This is a genomic window from uncultured Clostridium sp., from assembly GCF_963527835.1.
In the GTDB taxonomy this organism is placed as follows: Bacteria; Bacillota; Clostridia; order Clostridiales; family Clostridiaceae; genus Clostridium.
In genome coordinates, this window is the sequence record NZ_CAURTC010000026.1 from 12,851 (window position 1) to 34,459 (window position 21,609).

At 28.1% G+C, this 21,609-nt stretch carries 20 protein-coding genes; 6 read left to right on the forward strand and 14 right to left on the reverse strand.

The window, feature by feature from the left end; all coding sequences use genetic code 11:
• Positions 1 to 7: 7 nt before the first annotated feature.
• The 3 genes from hslO to RYM86_RS12595 form a co-directional block, all read right to left on the reverse strand.
• Complete coding sequence (gene hslO, locus RYM86_RS12585; protein ID WP_315080873.1) at positions 8 to 895, reverse strand: Hsp33 family molecular chaperone HslO; 888 nt, start codon at positions 893 to 895, stop codon at positions 8 to 10.
• A gap of 17 nt (positions 896 to 912) precedes the next feature.
• On the reverse strand, positions 913 to 1,650 hold the full coding sequence (locus tag RYM86_RS12590) for a class I SAM-dependent methyltransferase (protein ID WP_315080874.1): 738 nt from the start codon (positions 1,648 to 1,650) through the stop codon (positions 913 to 915).
• Positions 1,651 to 1,930: 280 nt separating this feature from the next.
• Positions 1,931 to 2,200 (reverse strand): small, acid-soluble spore protein, alpha/beta type, encoded by a 270-nt coding sequence (locus RYM86_RS12595; RefSeq protein WP_315080876.1) that lies wholly within the window; start codon positions 2,198 to 2,200, stop codon positions 1,931 to 1,933.
• A 273-nt stretch (positions 2,201 to 2,473) separates the two neighbouring features.
• On the opposite strand from RYM86_RS12595, the gene RYM86_RS12600 reads away from it, so the two are divergent.
• The 3 genes from RYM86_RS12600 to dapB are packed head-to-tail and all read left to right on the forward strand — an operon-like array spanning position 2,474 to position 5,129.
• A complete protein-coding gene (locus RYM86_RS12600) occupies positions 2,474 to 3,466 on the forward strand; it encodes an aspartate-semialdehyde dehydrogenase (RefSeq protein WP_315080877.1) in 993 nt (330 codons plus the stop codon).
• A 16-nt stretch (positions 3,467 to 3,482) separates the two neighbouring features.
• The gene (dapA, locus tag RYM86_RS12605) at positions 3,483 to 4,361 is read left to right on the forward strand and encodes a 4-hydroxy-tetrahydrodipicolinate synthase (RefSeq protein WP_315080878.1); all 879 of its coding nucleotides are present in this window, start codon (positions 3,483 to 3,485) and stop codon (positions 4,359 to 4,361) included.
• A gap of 9 nt (positions 4,362 to 4,370) precedes the next feature.
• Positions 4,371 to 5,129: a 4-hydroxy-tetrahydrodipicolinate reductase gene (dapB, locus tag RYM86_RS12610; protein WP_315080880.1), complete on the forward strand. Its 759-nt coding sequence runs from the start codon at positions 4,371 to 4,373 to the stop codon at positions 5,127 to 5,129.
• A gap of 344 nt (positions 5,130 to 5,473) precedes the next feature.
• On the opposite strand, the gene RYM86_RS12615 is transcribed toward dapB, so the two are convergent.
• From RYM86_RS12615 to RYM86_RS12645, 7 genes are all read right to left on the reverse strand, one after another.
• On the reverse strand, positions 5,474 to 7,123 hold the full coding sequence (locus RYM86_RS12615) for a peptide ABC transporter substrate-binding protein (protein ID WP_315080882.1): 1,650 nt from the start codon (positions 7,121 to 7,123) through the stop codon (positions 5,474 to 5,476).
• A 191-nt stretch (positions 7,124 to 7,314) separates the two neighbouring features.
• The gene (locus RYM86_RS12620; protein ID WP_315080883.1) at positions 7,315 to 8,295 is read right to left on the reverse strand and encodes a dipeptide ABC transporter ATP-binding protein; all 981 of its coding nucleotides are present in this window, start codon (positions 8,293 to 8,295) and stop codon (positions 7,315 to 7,317) included.
• Positions 8,295 to 9,305 carry an ABC transporter ATP-binding protein gene (locus RYM86_RS12625; RefSeq protein WP_315080884.1) on the reverse strand — a complete coding sequence of 337 codons (1,011 nt, stop codon included), beginning with the start codon at positions 9,303 to 9,305 and terminating at the stop codon, positions 8,295 to 8,297. Before RYM86_RS12625 ends, RYM86_RS12620 begins: the two co-directional genes overlap by 1 nt.
• Positions 9,306 to 9,317: 12 nt before the next feature.
• Positions 9,318 to 10,262 carry an ABC transporter permease gene (locus RYM86_RS12630; RefSeq protein WP_315080886.1) on the reverse strand — a complete coding sequence of 315 codons (945 nt, stop codon included), beginning with the start codon at positions 10,260 to 10,262 and terminating at the stop codon, positions 9,318 to 9,320.
• A gap of 18 nt (positions 10,263 to 10,280) precedes the next feature.
• Positions 10,281 to 11,207, reverse strand: coding sequence for an ABC transporter permease (locus RYM86_RS12635; RefSeq protein ID WP_012424500.1), 927 nt, complete (start codon positions 11,205 to 11,207; stop codon positions 10,281 to 10,283).
• A 543-nt stretch (positions 11,208 to 11,750) separates the two neighbouring features.
• Complete coding sequence (locus tag RYM86_RS12640; RefSeq protein ID WP_315080888.1) at positions 11,751 to 13,424, reverse strand: peptide ABC transporter substrate-binding protein; 1,674 nt, start codon at positions 13,422 to 13,424, stop codon at positions 11,751 to 11,753.
• 454 nt (positions 13,425 to 13,878) lie between these two features.
• Positions 13,879 to 15,018, reverse strand: coding sequence for an aminotransferase class I/II-fold pyridoxal phosphate-dependent enzyme (locus RYM86_RS12645; RefSeq protein WP_315080889.1), 1,140 nt, complete (start codon positions 15,016 to 15,018; stop codon positions 13,879 to 13,881).
• Between the two features lie 221 nt (positions 15,019 to 15,239).
• On the opposite strand from RYM86_RS12645, the gene dapD reads away from it, so the two are divergent.
• Positions 15,240 to 15,950, forward strand: coding sequence for a 2,3,4,5-tetrahydropyridine-2,6-dicarboxylate N-acetyltransferase (gene dapD / locus RYM86_RS12650; RefSeq protein WP_315080891.1), 711 nt, complete (start codon positions 15,240 to 15,242; stop codon positions 15,948 to 15,950).
• A gap of 142 nt (positions 15,951 to 16,092) precedes the next feature.
• On the opposite strand, the gene RYM86_RS12655 is transcribed toward dapD, so the two are convergent.
• Positions 16,093 to 16,743, reverse strand: a complete 651-nt coding sequence (locus RYM86_RS12655) for a single-stranded DNA-binding protein (protein WP_315080892.1) — start codon at positions 16,741 to 16,743, stop codon at positions 16,093 to 16,095.
• Between the two features lie 98 nt (positions 16,744 to 16,841).
• Positions 16,842 to 17,603, reverse strand: coding sequence for a polysaccharide deacetylase family protein (locus RYM86_RS12660; protein ID WP_315080894.1), 762 nt, complete (start codon positions 17,601 to 17,603; stop codon positions 16,842 to 16,844).
• Positions 17,604 to 17,731: 128 nt separating this feature from the next.
• On the opposite strand from RYM86_RS12660, the gene RYM86_RS12665 reads away from it, so the two are divergent.
• The gene (locus RYM86_RS12665; RefSeq protein ID WP_315080895.1) at positions 17,732 to 18,265 is read left to right on the forward strand and encodes a DUF4364 family protein; all 534 of its coding nucleotides are present in this window, start codon (positions 17,732 to 17,734) and stop codon (positions 18,263 to 18,265) included.
• On the opposite strand, the gene RYM86_RS12670 is transcribed toward RYM86_RS12665, so the two are convergent.
• Positions 18,249 to 19,142: a YncE family protein gene (locus RYM86_RS12670; protein WP_315080897.1), complete on the reverse strand. Its 894-nt coding sequence runs from the start codon at positions 19,140 to 19,142 to the stop codon at positions 18,249 to 18,251. The genes RYM86_RS12665 and RYM86_RS12670 overlap by 17 nt on opposite strands.
• Positions 19,143 to 19,303: 161 nt before the next feature.
• Here RYM86_RS12670 and RYM86_RS12675 point away from each other — a divergent pair, with 161 nt between their 5' ends.
• The gene (locus RYM86_RS12675; protein ID WP_315080898.1) at positions 19,304 to 19,552 is read left to right on the forward strand and encodes a TIGR03905 family TSCPD domain-containing protein; all 249 of its coding nucleotides are present in this window, start codon (positions 19,304 to 19,306) and stop codon (positions 19,550 to 19,552) included.
• A 44-nt stretch (positions 19,553 to 19,596) separates the two neighbouring features.
• Here RYM86_RS12675 and RYM86_RS12680 read toward each other — a convergent pair whose 3' ends face one another.
• Positions 19,597 to 21,567 (reverse strand): HIRAN domain-containing protein, encoded by a 1,971-nt coding sequence (locus RYM86_RS12680; RefSeq protein ID WP_315080900.1) that lies wholly within the window; start codon positions 21,565 to 21,567, stop codon positions 19,597 to 19,599.
• Positions 21,568 to 21,609: the final 42 nt, after the last annotated feature.

Below are 21,609 nucleotides of genomic sequence, written 5' to 3' on the forward strand. Positions count from 1 at the left end.
TATATTATTATTTTTTAGTCGAATTTTTTAATAACTCCCCTATATCGTTAGTTGTAAATGCATATTTAGTATTACAGAAGTTACATACTATTTCTTCATTTCTACCATCATCGTATATTTCTTGTAACTCACTCTTACCTATAGATGCTAATGCTTTTTCTACTTTATCTCTTGAACAATCACATTTATATTTAGGTTCAATAGAATCTAATATATTTAAGTCCATACCCTCAAATATAAATTCTAATATTTCTTCTATACTCTTTCCTTCTGATATAAGTGTAGTTATAGGTGGTATCTCTTCTAATCTATACGTTACTAAATCAGCTAAAAGTTCATCTGCATCAGGCATCATTTGAACTATAAATCCTCCTGCTGCTTTTATAGATAGATCTTTATCTACTAGTACCCCTAAAGATACTGCTGATGGTGTTTGTTCAGATACTGTAAAATAATAAGCAAAATCTTCTGCAATTTCACCACTATATATTGGAACTTGACCTACGTATGGTTCTTTTAAACCTAAGTCTTTAATTACATATAAAAGTCCATCCTTACCTATAGCACCACCAACATCTAACTTTCCTTTAGCATTTAATTCTCTAGTAACATATGGGTTCCCTATAAAACCCTTCACACTTGCATCATTATGAGCAGTGACTGTTATGCCTTTTGCTTCTCCTCCGCCATTTATCTTTAAAGTTAAAGTCTCTTTTTCACCTTTTAGTGTAGTTCCCATTAAAGTTCCAACAGTAAGCATTCTTCCTAATGCTGCTGCTGCCACTGGAGTACATTCGTGAATCTTACTACCCTCATTAACTAAGTTTGTCGTGATTCCTCCGATTATTCTAACCATTCCATTTTTAGCTGTTGCTCTAACTATTTTATCTTTCATATAAATATCGCCCTCCATTATTTACTTACAACATAAACTATTCTTTCACTTTCTTTAAATACAGATTTATTACTGTAACTATCGAACTTACCTACTAATTTAAAACCACAATATTTTAAAGCTTTTTCTAATTCTTCCTCTTTATAAGCTCTTTCTATGTGTTGCTCTTCAAATTTTTCATATAATTCTTCCTTACTTTTAACAAAAAAAGTCAGAAACATATTAAGTACTTCTTCCTCAAATACGTTTTCCCATGTATAAAATACATCATCTGAATTATACGTATAAATATTATTACCTAATATAGTTGATAATTTATAATAAGAATTTATATCAAAAATAAATATTCCATCATCTTTTAAATGCTCATGTACTCTATTAAAGTAACTAATTAAATCATCATATTCTGTTAAATAATTTGTTGAGTCAAGAACAGATGTTATTAAATCAAATTTATGATTTAGTGATAGTTCACACATATCCTGACATATTATTTTTGCTTTAATTTTATTTTTCTTAAATTTATCAAATGCTACATTTAACATATCATCTGATAAATCAACTGCATATGTATTTTTAAAATATGTAGCTACATTTATTGACACATTACCCGTCCCACATGCTAAATCTAAGTAGTCTTCATATTTTATATTATTTTCTTTACATAGTTCTATAATTCTATTACCTACTAAATCATAATTTATATCTTCATATATTAACTTATCATAAATATTTGCAAATTCGCCATAAGCCATAAATATTCTCCATCCTTAAAATATCATATATATATATTTCCAACAATTATATTATATCTTAATAAGTAATTCGTCAACTTTAATAGAATATAATTACCTTATAATATAGTTCTTATGAAATTCCTTTACTACATATAATATAGTAGTAAATGTTCACCTAATATTAAATATAATATTTCTTACTTTGCATATTGCTAATTTCAAGTTTAATATACCCTAAAATTTTACATTCATTCAACTAGCATTTTTTCTATGTCTAAAGACATATTACATAAAAAGTTTACATTTTTTTATTATAAATTGCATTTTGTAATATTTGATTATTAGTTGGCATATTAAGTATTTTTTTTCTTTTTGTCATCAGACCACCTATACGCCCTGTCTCTTCTGCTGAAAGTCCACCCCAGCCCTCTTTATCAACTTTATCACCTAATCCAAGTTCTTCTGCAATTTCATATTTTAATTTTTCTCTCATTTTTTCTGCTTCAGTAAGTTCTTTATTAGATTTTATTTTTGATTTTATTATTTTTTTTAATGGTGTACCACTCATAGTTCTGCACTCCTTTCAAAAAACAAATTATTAAGACTATATAATATCTAATAAAGTGTATATTATTTTCTTAATTTGTTTTATCTCATTATTCACTAATAATATGTTCCGAATATACTATTAGTATGTATAAAACATATCTATTATATGAAAATTTTTCACTTATTTTATACATGCACTTGATATTTTCATTATATTTAACTATAGTATTTGTATATTAGATAATTTTTTAATAATAAATTATACTTATAAAAATATTTAGGAGGGATTAATGTGTATAATGTCGCAATAGTTGGGGCTACTGGGAATGTAGGAAAAAAATTTTTAGAAATTTTAGAACAAAGAGACTTTCCAGTAAAAAATTTATATCTTTTTGCATCTAAGAGATCTGAGGGAAAAACTTTAAAGTTTAAAGGAAAGGATTTTATTGTTGAGGAAACATGCGAAAAGAATATAAAAAATAAAAAAATAGACTATGCACTTTTTTCAGCAGGTGGAGATGCTAGTAAAGAATTTGCACCTATATTTGCTTCATATAGAGCTGTAGTAATTGATAATAGTAGTGCTTGGAGAATGGATCCAGAGGTACCTTTAGTAGTGCCAGAGGTAAATCCTGAAGATATAAAACTTCATAAAGGAATAATTGCTAATCCAAACTGTTCTACTATACAAGCTATGCCTATTGTGAAAGCATTGAATGATCAATATGGAATTAAAAGAATAGTATATTCAACTTATCAAGCCGTATCAGGTGCTGGAATCCAAGCTATAAAGGATTTAGAAGATGGAGTTAAAGGAATTGCACCAAAAAAATTCCCATACCCTATAGCAGGTAATGTTTTACCTCATATAGATGTCTTTTTAGAAAATGGATACACTAAAGAAGAGGAAAAAATGATTAATGAAACAAGAAAAATTCTTCATTGTCCTGATTTAAGAATAACAGCTACTACTGCTAGAGTTCCTGTATTAAATGGACATAGTGAAAGCATAAATGTAGAATTAAATTCTTCATTTGAAGTAGAGGATATTTTTGAATTATTTAGAAACACTAATGGTGTAACTGTATATGATGATGTAAGAGAATTAAAATACCCTACCCCTCTTTTAGTGACAGGAAAAGATGATGTTTATGTTGGTAGAATCAGAAGGGACTTTAGTATTGATAATGGCTTAAACCTATGGGTTGTTGGAGATAATATAAGAAAAGGGGCAGCTCTTAATGCTATTCAAATTGCTGAAATAATGATCCAATCTAACAATTAAAAATGGAGGAATTTTAATGTCAGTATTTGAAGGTTCAGGTGTAGCAATTGTTACTCCTTTTAATGATAAGGGAGTAGATTATGATAAATTAAAGGATTTATTGGAATGGCACGTTAAAGAAGGAACAGATTCTATTGTTATTTGTGGAACTACTGGTGAAGCAACTACAATGACAGAAAATGAAAAGAAAACTGTAATCAAATTTGCAGTTGATATTATAAATAAAAGGATACCAGTAATTGCTGGTACAGGCTCAAATAATACACTATCTGCTATTGAAATGAGTAGATATGCTGAGAGTGTTGGAGTTGATGCTATACTTGTGATTACTCCTTATTATAATAAAACTTCTCAAAAAGGATTATTCAAGCATTTTAAAGCAGTAAATGATTCTGTAAACATTCCTATAATTCTTTATAATGTACCAAGTAGAACAGGTGTAAATATAACTCCTAAAGCTTTAGTACAAATAGCAGAATTAAATAATGTAGTTGCTATAAAAGAAGCTAGTGGGAATATAAGCCAAATCATGGAAATGAAATCATTATGTAAAGATAAAATAGATATCTATTCTGGTAATGATGATGAAATAGTTCCAATAATGTCTCTTGGTGGTAAAGGAGTTATATCTGTTTTAGCTAATATTATACCAAATGAAGTTCATACACTTACTAAAAAGTGTTTAGAAGGAAAATTTAATGAAGCATTAGATATTCAATTAAATAGGTTGAAATTAACAAATGCTTTATTTATTGAAACGAATCCTATTCCCGTAAAAACAGCTATGAATCTTATGGGATTTGAAGTTGGCTTACTAAGACTTCCACTATGTGAAATGGAAGATACTAATTTAGAAACATTAAAAATTATTTTAACTGAAAATAAATTGATATAAGGTGATTAAATGATAAAAATAGTATTAAATGGTTGCTGCGGCAAAATGGGTAAAGTCATAACTGAATGTGCTGGCAAATTTAATAATTTACAAATTGTTGCTGGTATAGATAGAGTTCCTTACGAAACATCTTATCCTATATATGAAACTCCTGGAGATTTAGATTTAGATTATGATGTACTATTAGATTTTTCAAGAGCTGGTGCTTTAAAAGGGTTATTAGATGTAACTGAAAAGACTAAAAAACCTTTAGTAATTTGTTCAACTGGATTTTCTAATGAAGAGTTAGCTTTAATAGAAGAGAAAAGTAACACTCTTCCATTATTCCGTTCTGCTAATATGTCTCTTGGAATAAATTTAATAAATTCTCTATTAAGAAAAGTAACACCTCTTCTTTATGGTAATTATGATATTGAAATCATAGAAAAACATCATAATCAAAAGGTAGATTCTCCTAGTGGTACTGCTGTATTACTTGCAGACACAATAAAAGATTCTATAAACGAAGAAACAAAATTCATTTATGGACGTTCTGGCGTATCTAAAAGAGAAGAGAATGAAATAGGAATTCATGCTATTAGAGGTGGCTCTATAGTTGGAGATCACGATGTAATATTTGCTGGAGTTGGAGAGGTAATTGAATTATCTCATAAAGCAATATCTAGAGAAGTATTTGCTATCGGAGCTTTAAAAGCTTGTGAATACATGGGACATATATCAAGTCCTGGTTTATACACTATGGATGATGTTATAGGTATAACTAAATAAGACTATATTGATATTTTAATTCAAAAAAGAGGAGATTTTTAAAATCTCCTCTTTTTTATTTGTCTATATTTTAGTAGAGTGTTGAGATATGCATAAGCAAAGGTAGACTGAGTAATTGAACTTAGGAATACTAAAATAACTCTAATCCCATTTTAGCTTGTTCCCAATATAAAATTGTACTGTGCGAAAGTTCATGTTACCAAATATGAAATTTGGACATTCACCTTTTGACAAGCAGTAAATGTGACAATACTCATTAAGAATTCTCAAAGTCCAATTACAATGCCACTTTACCTATTACATATATCAGCACATATTTAAAAACATAACTTTTTATTTAAATTTTATTTTCCTTCTATATATGCTTTGTCAAAGTATACGAATCCAAGTGGTGATACTCTAACATCTTTTACATATGTCTTTATACCCTTAACTTCTACTTTATAATATAAAGGCAGGATTGGCATATCTTCCATTAGTATATCTTCAGCTTTATGAAGCAATTCAAATCTTTTTTCAGAATTTTGTTCTGATTTTGCAGCATTTATTAATTTATCATATTCTTCACTCTTATATTTAGCCACGTTCATTCCAGAATTACTTTCCCACATTTCTAAAAATGTCATAGGATCTACATAATCTCCAGTCCAACCATGTCTTCCTATTTCATATTGACCTGAAGTTCTTGTAGTTTGGAATACTTTCCATTCTTGACTTTGAAGTTGAACATTTATACCTAAATTATTCTTCCACATATCTTGAACAGCTTGAGCCACATTAGTATTTGGTTCCTCAGGATTAAAGGTACATACTAATGTTGGAAAACCTTCTCCATTTGGGTATCCGGCTTCTGCTAATAATTTCTTAGCTTCTTCTAAATCACCATGTGGTTTAAAGTATTCTTTTGAAGCAAAATCTTTTCCATTTCCCTCTATAATTCCTGGTGTAACAAAACTATGTGCAGCTGTTTCTCCACCTTTAGTTACATTTTCAACAATGGCTTCTCTATCTATTGCAAGATTTAAAGCTTTTCTAACTCTTTTATCTTGTAATACTTTTGTAGCATTTGGATCAATCGCACTTGTTTTTGCTGCATCAAAATTTACTACATAGAAGTAATTAGCTAAAGTTTTAAATGATTGCGCACTTCCATCAGCTAATGCAGATGTTATTTCTGATGTTGGAACTTTATCTACCATATCAAACTCACCTGATTGATAACCTGCCCATGCTGAAGTAAATTCTGTAACAAGTTTAACATTTACTTTATCAAGTTTAACAGTATCTTTTGAATAATAGTTTTCATTTTTTTCTAATACAATTTGATCTTTAATTTTGTAATCAGTTATTTTAAATGGACCATTTGAAACATAAGTTTCCGCCTTATTTGCCCATTGTCCATTTCCTTCAACTAAAGTCTTGTTTACTGGAAAATAGCAAGGAAATGCTGTTAATTCTAAGAAGTATGAACATGGTTGAGCTAAAATAACTTCTAATGTCTTATCGTCAATTACTTTAATTCCAACATCGTCCACGCTAGATTTTCCTCTATTATAGCCATCTGCACCTTTAATATATGTCATTTGATATGCATATTCAGCAGCAAGTTCTGGATTTAATACTCTTTTCCATGCATATTCAAAATCACTAGCTTTAACAGGATCTCCATTTGACCACTTGCTATCTCTTAAATGAAAAGTATAAACAGTTCCATCATTAGATACATCCCACGATTCTGCCATTCCTGGAATAGCTTTATCATTATTATCTAGTTTACATAATCCTTCAAAAACATTTCCTAATACTATTCCGCCATCAAGAGATGCATTTAAAGCTGGATCTAATGTTTTTGGATCAGCTGCTAAATTATAAGTCAAAACTTGACCGCTTTCACCTGACTTATTAGATTCCCCCCCACAGCCTACTAAAGTTGAAAAACCTAAAGTTAATGCCAATGTTATTGCACATAACTTTTTAATTTTACTATTTTTCATTAAAAATTTCCCCCTTAACAATTCTGTCAAATTTATCTTGTAGCTAACAATCATTATTTATGCCCATAATAAGAAAAAGATAACGATTGCAAACCCCTAGATAGCGACTTTAAGCTTCAGATGAAGCATTTTAGCTTCATCTGAAAACTTATAATCCTATTTTATTATAACTATCTAATTAAAGATATTTATTAATCATATAAATGACATGCTACAAAATGTCCTGGTTTAACTTCTTTTAATTCAGGATCAATTTCTTTACAAATTGGCTTAGCATATCTACATCTACCTTCAAATCTACATCCTGGAGGTGGATCAATTGGAGATGGTATATCTCCTTCTAATATTATTCTTTGATTATTTTTAGTTTCATTAGGGTCAGGTATTGGCACTGCTGAAAGAAGTGCTTGAGTATATGGATGCATTGACTCTGAGTATACCACATTACTTTCTCCTTTTTCAACCATTCTTCCTAAATACATAACTCCAATATGAGTTGATATATGTTTAACCATTGAAAGATCATGTGCTATAAAAAGATAAGTTAATCCTAACTCTTCTTGAAGTTCTTCAAGCATATTTATAACTTGAGCTTGAATTGAAACATCAAGTGCAGATATTGGTTCATCACATATAATTAAAGATGGTTGAACTGCTAATGCTCTAGCAATACCTATTCTTTGTCTTTGTCCACCTGAAAATTCATGTGGATATCTATTTATATGATCACTTGCAAGACCTACTTTAGTTAAAAGACTTCTTATTCTATCATTTCTTTCTTCACCTTTATATAATCCATGAACGTCAATAGCTTCTCCTATAATATCTCCTACTGTCATTCTTGGATCTAATGATGCATATGGATCTTGGAATATCATTTGCATGTCTTTTCTTAAAGATACCATATCTTTTACAGAATAATCAGTTATATCTTTTCCCTTAAAAATTATTTTTCCTGCTGTTGGATTGTATAATTTTAATATTGTTCTTCCTGTAGTTGTTTTACCACAACCTGATTCTCCTACTAGTCCTAAAGTTTCCCCTTTATTTATTGTAAAAGAAACTCTATCAACAGCCTTAACATAACTTTTTCCTTTGAATAAGCCTTTGCTAGCAGGGAAGTATTTACATAAGTCTTTTACTTCTAAAATTACTTCATTATCTTTTCCCACTATTCTTCCCTCCTCTTTATAGGTGACTCTACACTCGGTGCATCTTCATGACATAACCAGCATGCTACCTTATGATTTTCTCCCATGTCAAATTGTGGAGGCTGCTTTTGCAGACAGACTCTCATTGCATATTCGCATCTTGCTGCAAATGGACATCCTACTGGAGGTTTTAATAAATCTGGTGGTTGTCCTTCAATTGGCTTAAGTTTTTCGTTAGAATTTTCCTTAGGATTTGGAACACTTCTTAATAATCCCCAAGTATAAGGATGTTTTCCCCTATAAAATATATCTTCTGTAGTTCCTGTTTCTACTATTATTCCACCATACATTACATTAATTCTTGAACAAAGATCAGCAACAACTCCTAAATCATGAGTAATTAATATAATAGAAGTATTAAGCTTTTCTTTTAAATCCTTCATTAAATCTAAAATTTGTGCTTGAATTGTAACATCTAATGCTGTTGTTGGTTCATCAGCAATTATAAGTTTTGGTTCACAAATTAAACTCATTGCAATCATAGCTCTTTGTCTCATACCACCTGAAAATTCATGTGGATATTGTTTTATTCTTTTTTCTGGGCTCGGTATTCCTACTAATTTAAGCATTTTTATAGCTTCTTTTTTAGCTTCTGATCTACTCATACCAGTATGTTTCATTAATGGTTCTGTTAATTGGTCTCCTATAGTATAAACAGGGTTTAATGATGTCATAGGATCTTGGAATATCATTCCGATATCATTTCCCCTTATACTTTCCATTTCTGATTCTTTTATATTAGATAAATCTTTACCATCAAATTTAATTTCTCCACCTGCTAATCTTCCATTATCAGCAAGTAGTCTCATAATTGACATCATCGTAACACTTTTACCACAACCTGATTCTCCAACTATACCTAAAGCTTCCCCTTTATCTAAGTAAAAAGATACACCTCTTACTGCATGCACTTCTCCTACATTAGTTTTAAAGGAAGTTTTTAAATCTTTTACTTCTAATAATTTTTCCATTATATCTTCCCCCTATCTCTTATTCTTAGGATCTAGTGCTTCACTTAATCCATCTCCGAAAAGATTAAATGCTAGTATTATTAAACAAATTGCTAATGCTGGGAATAGCAATTGATAAGGATATTGATATATTGCTTTCATTGCTTCATTAGCTAAAGTACCTAATGATGCTTTAGGAGGAACAAGTCCTAATCCTATAAAGCTTAAAAATGCTTCTGTAAATATAGCTTGAGGTATAAGTAATGTCATTGTAACCATTATTGAACCAATACAATTTGGTATTAAGTGCCTTATTAAAATTCTAGTATTAGATGCTCCTAAAGCTTTTGCTGCAAGAACAAATTCTTGTTGTTTTAATTGTAAAACGTCCCCTCTTACTATTCTTGCCATTCCAATCCAATAAGATATTGAAAGTGCTAATACAATAGTTGAAAGACCACTTCCGCCACTTCCTGGCTTATTTAATATAGTCATTAAAATTATTACATATATGATTAATGGAATTGAATATAATACATCAACGATTCTCATCATTAAATTATCTATTTTTCCACCACAAAATCCTGATATACCACCATATAATACACCAATAAATAAGTTAATAAATGCTGCTGCCACACCAATTATTAATGAATATCTAGCTCCAAAGAATACTCTTACGAATATATCTCTTCCTAATTGGTCTGTTCCAAACCAATGTTCCCCTGATGGCTTTAAATTAACTTGTGATAACATATTTTGATCATAAGAATATTTTGATGTCATTGGAACAAAAATTGCGGCTAACATTATTATTATTATTGCTAATAAAGATATAATTGCCATTTTGTTTTTCTTTAATCTATTCCATGCATCTTTCCAATACCCAATACTCGGTCTTACAATAACCTCTATCTTTTTTTCATCTTCAGTCAGAGGAGTAAATAAGTCCTTTTTTAAATTTATTTCTCGTTCCATGCTTTTTTCTCCCCTTTACTAAACTTCTGCATCCTCTAATTTTATTCTTGGATCAATTACTACATACATAATATCAACTATGAAGTTGAACATTATAAGTAAAGTACAAAAAAATACTGTAACTCCAAGCAACATAGTGTAATCTCTATTTGTAACTGATTGAACAAATTCATTACCTAATCCAGGAATTGCAAATATCTTTTCTACAACGAAACTACCAGTTAAAATACTTGCTATTAATGGTCCAACATAAGTTACTATTGGTATTAATGAATTTCTAAGTGCATGTTTTAATATAACTTTTCTTTTACTTAGTCCTTTAGCTTTTGCTGTTCTTATATAATCAGATTTCAACACATCCAATAATTTGTTTCTTGTAAGTCTTGTAATAAAAGCCATTGATCCTAGTGATAATGCTATTACTGGCATTATATAGTGCTTCCAACTACTAAATCCTGTTGCTGGTAATAATCTAAGCTCAACAGTTAAGAAGTAAATTAATACAGCTCCTATTACAAAACTTGGTATAGTAATTCCTAAAGTAACTAAGAGCATAATAAGCGAATCTGCCCATGTACCTTTTTTTAATGCTGCTACTATCCCTAATCCTACTCCTACAAGAACTGATGAAGCCACACTCACTAAACCAATTTTCGCAGATGCTGGGAATGAATATGATATTGTTTCTGATACTCTTCTTCCTTTAAATACCATTGATTCACCAAGATCCCCTTTAACTAGGTTTTTCATATACAATGCATATTGCTCTCCTAATGGTTTGTCCATTCCATATTTTGCTTCCATATTAGCTTTAATTTCAGGTGTTAATTTTTCACTATCAAAAGGTCCACCCGGCATAAGTCTCATAAGGAAGAATGTTAAAGTTATGACAACCCATATTGTTAATATACTTGCTAATAATCTTTTTCCAATGTATTTTAGCATTTTTTCCTCTCCCTTTTTACAAAATTCGATATATACATTCATATCAATTTATTTAATAATTATATAATAATATTAATTTTTGTCAATAAATTAGAACCATTTGTATTGATTAATTAATAATGTAGTAATCTTTATCCACATACTTCATACACCCTTAGCCCTGTGTTTCATTCAAAAACACTTGTATTTTCAAATGTTAATTGTATATATTTTTATGCTTTTTTTTATCAATACACTCTACATAAATCCTTTTTTTTATTTTTATATTAATATATATGTTTTCTATTTGATATATTATCAATAAAGTTACTTTTTTCTAATTAATTTCCATAAAAAGTATTGATGTTCTACAAAATTAAATACATTGCAGTTATATGTAAATTTATTGTTAAATAATAAACTACTATATTTTTAAAATCTATATAAATGAATACAACTTATATAAAATAATTCGACATTTACAGTTTTATAGTAATTAAAAATTGCTTCAGAATGTATATGAATTATAATCCATATACATTTGAAGCAATTTTAATAATAAAACTACTTTCCGTCTATATAAGCTTTATCAAAATATATAAAACCTAATGGTGATACTCTAACATCTTTAACATAATCTTTTATACCTTTAGCTTGAGTATAATAGTAAACTGGTATTATTGGCATATCTTCCATTAATATATCTTCAGCTTGATGCAATATTTCCATTCTCTTAGCTTCATCTTTTTCTGTCTTTGAAGCCTTTATTAATTCATCATATTTAGGATTATTGTATCCTGCATTATTTTGTCCTGAAGTACTAGTCCACATTTCTAAGAATGTCATTGGATCAACATAATCACCAATCCATCCATGTCTAGCAATTAAATAGTCCTTATTATCTCTAGTTGTTTGGAATACTTTCCATTCTTGACTTTGAAGTTCTACGTTTATACCTAAGTTATTTTTCCACATATCTTGTACAGCTTGAGCAATAGTTCCATGACCACTTTCTGGGTTAAATGTTAATACTATCGCTGGGAAGCCTTCACCATTTGGATATCCTGCTTCAGCTAATAATTTCTTAGCTTCCTCAATATCACCTTCTGGCTTAAAGTATTGTTTACTTGCAAAATCTTTTCCATCTTTATCTAATATACCTTCTGGTACAAAACTATATGCTGGTATTTGTTCAGCTTTTGTAACATTTTCAACTAATGAAGGTCTATCAATAGCTAATGTTAATGCTTTTCTTACTCTTGCATCAGATAATGCCTTAGCAGCTTCTGGATCTACAGTTTTAGCTTTTTCAGATACATTAACACAATAGAAATAAGTTCCTAATTGTTCAAATATTTTAGCACTTCCATCTTCAACGGCTGTTTGAATTTCTGATAGTGGAACAACGTCTACCATATCAAATTGACCTGATTGATAACTTGCCCAAGCAGAAGTTTCCTCTGTAACTAATTTCACATTAAGTTTGTCTAATTTAACATCTTTTGTGTCATAATAATTTTCATTTTTTTCTAATACTATTTCATCTTTCATTGCATACTTAGTCATTTTAAAAGGACCATTTGATACATATGTTTCAGCACTATTTGCCCAAGTTGGATTTGATTCAACTAAAGCCTTATTAACTGGGAAGTAACATGGAAATGCTGTTAATTCTAAGAAATAAGGACATTCTTCATTTAAAGTTACTTCTAATGTTTTATCATCAATAGCTTTAACACCAACATCATCTGCTGTAGCTATTTTTCCATCTCCGTTAAGGTCTTTACTTTGATTGTATTCATTTGCATTATTTAAGTAACTCATTTGATACGCATATTCTGCAGCTGTTTGTGGGTTTAACACTCTTTTCCATGCAAATTCAAAATCTTGAGCTGTAACAGGCTCTCCATTTGACCATTCACTATCTCTTAAATGGAATGTATAAACTGTTCCATCATCTGAAATATCCCACTTTTCTGCTATACCTGGAATAGCTTTATTATTTTCATCCAGTTTGCATAATCCCTCAAATGTATTTACTAACATTATTGCCCCATCAACTGCATTATTTAAAGCAGGATCTAAAGTCTTGGGATCTGCATTCAAGTTGTAAGTCATAACTTGTCCATCTGCTTTCGTTTGATTGGCACCTGATTTACCACACCCTGCTAAAACTGATAATCCTAAAGTTAAAGCTAAAGTTACAGTAAGCAACTTTTTAAGTTTGTTTTTTTTCATAATTATATTATCCCCCTTATTTTTATAAACGACATAATAGCGCTATCATTGCAACTCATTAATATCATTTTTTAATTTTTATTTATTAATATTTATTAAATTATATAATATTTTATGTTTTTGTCAAACATTCTTCTTTTTTTGCCGTTATTAATTAACACATTAATAATACGAATTTATTAATAAATCATATTATTATTTTATTTTTTCCTTATATTCGGTGTTTCTTTCAGTTTATTTTGATAATTTAGTATATTTTAAAAAAGCATTTAATATTTACAATTAATAACCGAGTATAAATATTAAATGCTTCTAATTATATTTTATATAAAGGTATTAACCTTAATTAAATTCTTTTATACAACTATAACTACTTGTTTAACTTACAATAAAGTCTCTATTCAAGTAATTTATTTTATATACATAAAAACCTTATTGCTATTTAAATTTTAAATTATTTAGACAATTTTTTTATAAATTTCTCCAATCTATCAAAAGCCTGGCATAAAACCTCTTCGCTATAACAATAAGATATTCTCATATATCCTTCTCCAAGTTTTCCAAAAGCATCTCCTGGAACACAAGCTAATTTTTCTTCGTTTAAAAGTCTAGTACAAAATTCTTCTGATGTCATATTAAACTTCTTAATTGATGGAAATATATAAAATGCTCCTTTAGGTTCAATAAAATCTATTCCAATATCATTTAATCTTTTGATACAATATTTTTTTCTTAATTCAAAAGATTTTCTCATTTCTTCAACATCACCAAGTGATTTTTTTAATCCTTCCAAAGCTCCCCATTGTACTATAGATGGTGCACAAGAAACAGCATATTGATGTACTTTCATTATCTCTTTCATAAACTTACTTTTACATGCAACATACCCTATTCTAAGTCCAGTCATAGAAAATATTTTTGAAAACCCATTTACATATATAACTTTTTCTAATACTTCATCATCTTGAGCAACAGAATAATATTCATCAAATATTATAGCTGAATACATCTCATCAGTTATTACAGTAATATCATTTTCTTTTATAAGTTTTATTAACTCATTCTTATTTTCTTTAGATAATATTGTCCCAGTTGGATTAGATGGAAAAGAAATTAATAAATATTTAACATTTTGCGCTTTTATATTTTTTCTAATTTCATCTATATTTAATGTAAAATCATCATTTAAAGAATAATTTATTACATCTGCCCCTATTATATTAGATATGCTTTCATAAGCTGGATATGCAGGAGATGGTATTAATATTTTATCGCCTTCATTAATAACTGCAGATAATACTGAATATAATCCTTCACTCCCACCAACAGTTATTAATATTTCTTCTTTTTTATAGTTAATATTAAATTTTTTTAAGTAGTTACTTATTTCTTCTCTTAAAGGTTCAATACCGCAGTTAGACGTATATGTAGTTTTATCTTCTTCTATTGCAGCTATCATTGCCTTTTTTATATCAACTGGAACATTAAAATCAGGTTGCCCTATTGTTAATGATATTGCACCTTCAACCTTCTGAACTTTTTCATAAAATCTTCTTATTCCCGAAATTTGTATTTTTTTCACCCTATTGTTCATTGTTACTCTCCCTTTTTATTTTTATTTTAAATGAATACGTATTATTACTTATTAAAATATTGCTACTATATATAATATAGTATACCTATTACTTTATTATAAATCATTTTACATTATTAAATAATAGTATTCAAACTTTCCTGTTTTAAATCTTTCTCTTTCATTTTTCTTATTTTTTTATTATAATTAAAGTAATTTTAATTAATGAAAGGATGATACACTTGTCTTATAATTTAACAGATCCTTATGAAATTGCTAGATTTATTAAAGAATCAAAAAAATCTACTCCTGTTAAAGTATATGTTAACGGAGATTTAAGCGAAGCTTTAATGGATGACATTGAATGGTATGGTGCAAATGGTTTTTACATACTAATAGGAGAATCTGATTTAGTTGCAAAAATCATTTTAGATAATAAACATCTTATAAAACATTTTAGATTAGAAAATGATAGAAGAAACTCTGCTATTCCCATGCTTGATTTACTTGAAGTAGATGCTAGAATAGAGCCTGGTGCTATTATTAGAGATAAAGTAACTATAGGAAAAAATGCTGTAGTAATGATGGGCGCCGTAATAAACATTGGTGCTGAAATTGGTGATGGCACTATGGTAGATATGAACGCTGTAATCGGTGCTCGTGGTAAGCTAGGTAAAAATGTTCACCTTGGTGCCGGTGCTGTTGTTGCTGGTGTTCTAGAGCCACCAAGCAAAGAACCTTGTACAGTAGGCGATAATGTTTTAATCGGTGCTAACTCTGTTATCTTAGAAGGAGTTAAGATTGGCGCTGGATCTGTTGTTGCAGCTGGTTCTGTTGTTGCAGAAGATGTTCCTGAAGGTGTTGTTGTTGCTGGTTCTCCAGCAAAAATAATTAAATCAGTTGATGATAAAACAAAAGGTAAAACTCAACTATTAGATGATTTAAGAAAATAATACATATGAAAAGAGGATTTCTTAATAGAAATCCTCTTTTCATTTATAGGCTCTGTTTTAAATCAGTGTTTATACTTGTCTAACTTTGCTTGTACATATAAACTGATTGCTTAAACAGAACCTATATATATAAATTATTGCTTTAAACTGCACCTTCTTCGTTTGAAGAATTATCACCTTCTACTTTTTCCATTTTAGATATAGATACTTCATAAGCAATTTTCTTTATAGTTTCAGTATCAGAAACTTTCTTTTGATATTCTCTGCTTTGAACTCTACCCCATACTCTTATATTATCTCCAACACTTAAACTTTGACAAAATCTTGAATTTCTTCCCCATGCAATTGTTGGAATATAATCAGATTTATTGTACGCTCTATTTACAGCAAGCAATACATCTGCAATTTCACGTCCAAAAGGTGTTGTTCTGTAAACTGGTTCTTTGCAAATATAACCATCTAAAAATATTTCATTTGGGTTTTTACTTCTTTCTAGGCATGGCTCTATATTTCTTGCAAAAACGGTAAGTATAAGTTTATTAGATCCATCTATAAATTTGTTATATGATCTTAATTGACCATCAACAATAACTTCTGTTCCAATACTTAAATCAATATTTGCAATTAATCTTTCTGATATAGTTATATTTAACCTATCAACTGAATCACTTAATCTCATAACATCTAAATTAAAAGTATAAAAACCCTCTCCATACATTTCATGGCTATATTCTAATCCAGACGCTATTTTACCTTCTAGATAAATCTTGTTATTTAACATTAAATTATCCATTGTTACCCCTCTCTCTACTGTTAATAATTTGGTAAACAGTACTCCCACTAGCACTTATTACCATTATAATACAAATACTGGTTTATTTTCAATCTTTATTATTTATTTTTATGCTGAATACCATTTTCGTCTATATAATATTCATCAGAATATATTAAATTCCCTACTGTTTTAAATTCATATCCTTGAGTTTTTAACTCTTTTATAATTCTCTCCAAATTGTTTGGAGTATATTTTGCATTATTATGAAAAAGTAATATTGCCCCTGGAGCTACCCCTTTCATAACCCTATTATATTCATTTTCTTGCCCTACTTCTTTCCAATCAACCGAATCTACATTCCATTGAATTGGAATATATCCTAAACTTTTTACTTTCTGAATTGCTTGTTTATTATATGATCCACTAGGGAATCTAAAAAGCTTAGTTCTTTCTCCTATGTTATTTTCTATAGTTTCATCTGTCTTTTTAAGTTGTTCTTCTATTTTTGATTCACTTATCTTTGCAAAATCAGGATGTTTATAACTATGGTTACCTATTTCATGCCCCCCTTCTTTAATAGCTTTTAGTTTTTCAACATTTTCACTGTTATAATCAACCCATCCCCCCATTATAAAAAATGTTCCTTTTATATTGTATTTATCTAATATTTGTAATATGCTTTGAAGATTATCCTTTTCTGCCCAATTTATATCAAAAGTTAAACTAATTGCTTTTTCTTCTATATCAACAGAATATATAGGATGTTCATATATGTTTACAGAAATAGCATTTACATTTTTATTAGACTCTATTGATATAAAAATCACTATAATTATTAAAATTAAATCCAAAAATATCCGTGTTTTTCTCCATTTCACCCCTAAACGCTCCTTATATTTTATAATTTTTCATTCTACTTAATTATTATTAATATTAACTATATTCAATAAATCATATTTTATGATATAATATATATATTATTTAAACGATCATGGGGGTTTAGTTTATGTACGAAAGTTCAGCAGAATTAGCGGAGAATAAATTATTATTACTCTATGTATTAAAAGCAATAAAAGACCCAATATCTAATACTCAGTTAACAGAAATAGTACTTCAAAATAATTTTATTAATTACTTCACTCTTCAACAATATTTATCTGAATTAGAAAGTGCTGATTTTGTTGTTTACAAAGAAAATAATGATAAGAAATTATTATGCTTAACAAAAAAAGGAGATACTGTTCTAACTTTATTTAAAGATAGAATATCCCCTTCAAAGATTTCAATTGTACAACAATATATAACAGAAAAATTAGAACTTATAAAAAAAGAGCTTACTATACATAGTGATTATACACTTGATAATAATGATAATTTTTTAGTGCATCTAAAAGCTATCGAAAATGATGGTGTGCTTATGGAACTAAAATTAACAGTTCCAACGAAAAAACAAGCTATTATCCTTTGCAATAAATGGAAAGATAATCCATCAAATATTTATAATAATATAATAAATATGTTATTTAGTGAAGATTCTTAATTAAAAGCATAGCATTAGGTTCTTTTCCTATTGCTATGTTTTTTATTATCCTGCCTTTTAAATCAATAACCTTCAATTTTCCATTTAAATAGTCTCCAACAAAAATTTTTTCGTCAACCTTAATAACTCCTCTTGGCATCCCTGAAATAAATATTTTACTTTCTTCTTTTAATTTATTTATATTAACAACACTAATTGATCCTTCTACAAAGTTAGAAACATAAATATATCCCTCTTCTTCCCAAAAATCCACTGGACCATTCCCTACTTTTATACTTGCTTTTAAAGATAAATCTTCTAATGATATTATAGATATGCTTCCTCTTGTTGCATAACCTATATAGCTTTCACATATATATAAATACTTTCTATTATTAGATATAGCTATTTTAGTTGGATATTTGTTACATTTCATTCTTTTTATCTCTTTATTTTCAATACAATCAATTATTGATATGGTGTCATCACCCATGTTACTTATAAATGCTCTATTTTTTTCATGAAAAATTACTATGCTATGGGGAAATATTCCCATTGGCAACTCTAAATTAATCTCTCTTTTAAATAAATCATATATTATAAGAGAATTTGCTTCACCACATAATACATATAGCTTATTATTGTATGCTGTTAAATCATTAGGATGTGCTCCTATATATATATTTTTTTCTTCTTTAAATTTATCTGTATCTATTAATGATATAGTATTACTATAATTATTTGCTACTAAAATTTTTTGATCGTATAATGACAATCCATGAGGTCCTATCTCTTTCTCTTCTAGAGATAAATTTAAAGTTTCAACGCCTAAATTTTCAACATCAATTTTACTTAATGTACTTGACCCTGTATTACATATAATAATTGATTTTTTCATCTCTTTCCCCCCTTGGATAATCATCTTGTATTTATAATATATTCTCAAAAGATATTAATGGTACTACTATTTTTCTCTAATATCTTTATTTCTTGACAAAATAATACTATAATAAAAATATTAGTTTATTTTTATTAATAATAAGGGGAGTGAAAGTTAATATGTTTTCATATAAAACTCAAGGTGTGTGTTCAAGTACTATAAATATTGAAATTGAAGACAATAAAATACAATCTGTAAATTTCATTGGTGGTTGTGCAGGAAATCTTTTAGGAATTAGTACATTAGTTAAAAATATGGATGTTGATATGGCAATTGAAAAATTAAGAGGAATTAAGTGTGGAATTAAAGAGACTTCTTGTCCTGATCAATTAGCTAAGGCTTTAATAGAATGGAAAGTTAGTTGTTAACAGAAAAATGGTGTATCGTAAAAAATTCGATACACCACTTTTTCCTATTGCAAGTACTTTCCGTCTTTATTGTATAATAACGATATTGTATTAGTTATTTCATCTATAACATCTTTATAGCTCATATAAATCATCACATCAATTCTATCAAGATTTCCACTTATCTTTTTAATTACTCCATAAAAATATTTACCATTATCAATCATATTTCTTAATATTGAACTATCCGCTTTAGGTACATATCCTAATACATACCCCTGCTCTGTAACTATATTTATAGCATTTTCATCATAATTACTATCTTTCTCTCTAATTAAATATAGTATTTCATCTTCTATGCAATTATTATCTATAACACTTAAATCCCTATATTTAGTATCTGCAATATGTGTTGACATAACATATATGTCCTTAACATGAGGTATTATTTCCTCTTTACTTAATTCTAAATATTCTTTCTTTTTATTAGGCAAATTGTCTACTAAAGATGTTAATGATTTTTTTAAAGTTTCTTCTGTTAATTGCTGCTCTATTATTTTTTTATCCTCATCAGAAAATTCATTTTTAATTAACATAAGATTATTAATAGCTTTATTACGAGTTTCTACTAAACTAGCATTTAAAGCATCAAAATTTATTTTCTTATATTCTTTAGGGAATTCATCATATTTAATTCCCTTAACTAAAAAATAGAAACATAGATGGTACATTGGCTTAATTATAAGGTCATCTAAATCTATAATTTCTTTATCTCTATTTAAAATTTTTATAATTGGAAGTTTATCATATGCTATATTATATATACTTTCCTTTAATTTTTTATTTCCTTTTTCAAGTCCATATCTATATAATGCTGGATTCGCATAATCTCTTTCTATAAGTCCTATAAATTCTTCATTAGAAATCTTAAACTCAATTTTTTCCATTGCATCTATCAAAATTTCAATTTCTAAGTCTATATTGCTTAACTCTTTAAAAATAACATCTTTCCAAATATCTTTTTTATATATTTCATCAGCAGAATTAGAAAGCTTCTCATACTGTGGTATTAAAGATGCTATCCTATCGACTCCATCATCACCATATTCTTCGAATATAAAAGTATCTATAGAATATATTCCACTTATAACTCCATATAAACTATATATATCATCTCCATACTTATCAACTAATTTAAAATATTCAAAACATACATTAAAACCATTATCTATGTTATTAATTGTATACTCTGAAAACAGTTCACTAAATGACTTAGATAATCGTTTAATATTATCTTTATTTATTCTCCCTGATTTTAAAAACTTAAGAAGATTTACCGACAACATTGTATACTCTAATGACTCCAAATAGCCAAAATTTTGTTCTAATCCATCTAATATTAACCACTCAGTTATTTTATCGCTTACGGGCTGTAATTCATGTATACATATTGCTTTTCCATATCCAATAGAATTCATAGCTAAATTGAAAGTTCTATTATTAGAATCCTCCATAGTTTCATAAACTTTTATAACGTAAAAAATATATTCATTATCTATAGATAAAACTTTTAACAATTCTTCTATTTTATCAAGTTTTATAACACATAACATCATAAGTGCTAGCTTTATCTCATCATGAGTTCTTCCATTAAAAATTAATTCTTTTAGAAAATTGGTTAAGCCTTCCTTGTATTCTTTAAATGTTTCTACAAAAGCTCTAAAATTTTTAATAAACTCCTCATAATAATCACTTATAGGATTTAGCACCATATAACCTTTAATATTTTCAAAGATTTCTTTTTTTTCTTCTTTTATATAATCTAAAATCAAATTAATAAGCTCATTAGCGAGTTTTGCTTTTTGATTTATTTTTAACGGATTTATCTTATTATAAATAACCTTAAATTCCCTAACTCCACCAATTTCAAAATCTTGATAACTATAAGGACAACCTGGTTTTTTACTATAAAACTCCTTTAATTCTTCATATATGGATTTTCTTTCATATGCACATATATCATTAGAATCAAACATCTACATTCTCATTCCCTTCAAATACAAAAAACAAATATGCTA

Coding starts and splice junctions, on each gene's coding strand:
- hslO (WP_315080873.1), bottom strand. CDS start 895: ATGAAAGATAAAATAGTTAGAGCAACAGCTAAAAATGGAATGGTTAGA.
- RYM86_RS12590 (WP_315080874.1), bottom strand. CDS start 1,650: ATGGCTTATGGCGAATTTGCAAATATTTATGATAAGTTAATATATGAA.
- RYM86_RS12595 (WP_315080876.1), bottom strand. CDS start 2,200: ATGAGTGGTACACCATTAAAAAAAATAATAAAATCAAAAATAAAATCT.
- dapA (WP_315080878.1), top strand. CDS start 3,483: ATGTCAGTATTTGAAGGTTCAGGTGTAGCAATTGTTACTCCTTTTAAT.
- dapB (WP_315080880.1), top strand. CDS start 4,371: ATGATAAAAATAGTATTAAATGGTTGCTGCGGCAAAATGGGTAAAGTC.
- RYM86_RS12615 (WP_315080882.1), bottom strand. CDS start 7,123: ATGAAAAATAGTAAAATTAAAAAGTTATGTGCAATAACATTGGCATTA.
- RYM86_RS12625 (WP_315080884.1), bottom strand. CDS start 9,305: ATGGAAAAATTATTAGAAGTAAAAGATTTAAAAACTTCCTTTAAAACT.
- RYM86_RS12630 (WP_315080886.1), bottom strand. CDS start 10,262: ATGGAACGAGAAATAAATTTAAAAAAGGACTTATTTACTCCTCTGACT.
- RYM86_RS12635 (WP_012424500.1), bottom strand. CDS start 11,207: ATGCTAAAATACATTGGAAAAAGATTATTAGCAAGTATATTAACAATA.
- RYM86_RS12640 (WP_315080888.1), bottom strand. CDS start 13,424: ATGAAAAAAAACAAACTTAAAAAGTTGCTTACTGTAACTTTAGCTTTA.
- RYM86_RS12645 (WP_315080889.1), bottom strand. CDS start 15,018: ATGAACAATAGGGTGAAAAAAATACAAATTTCGGGAATAAGAAGATTT.
- RYM86_RS12655 (WP_315080892.1), bottom strand. CDS start 16,743: ATGGATAATTTAATGTTAAATAACAAGATTTATCTAGAAGGTAAAATA.
- RYM86_RS12665 (WP_315080895.1), top strand. CDS start 17,732: ATGTACGAAAGTTCAGCAGAATTAGCGGAGAATAAATTATTATTACTC.
- RYM86_RS12670 (WP_315080897.1), bottom strand. CDS start 19,142: ATGAAAAAATCAATTATTATATGTAATACAGGGTCAAGTACATTAAGT.
- RYM86_RS12675 (WP_315080898.1), top strand. CDS start 19,304: ATGTTTTCATATAAAACTCAAGGTGTGTGTTCAAGTACTATAAATATT.
- RYM86_RS12680 (WP_315080900.1), bottom strand. CDS start 21,567: ATGTTTGATTCTAATGATATATGTGCATATGAAAGAAAATCCATATAT.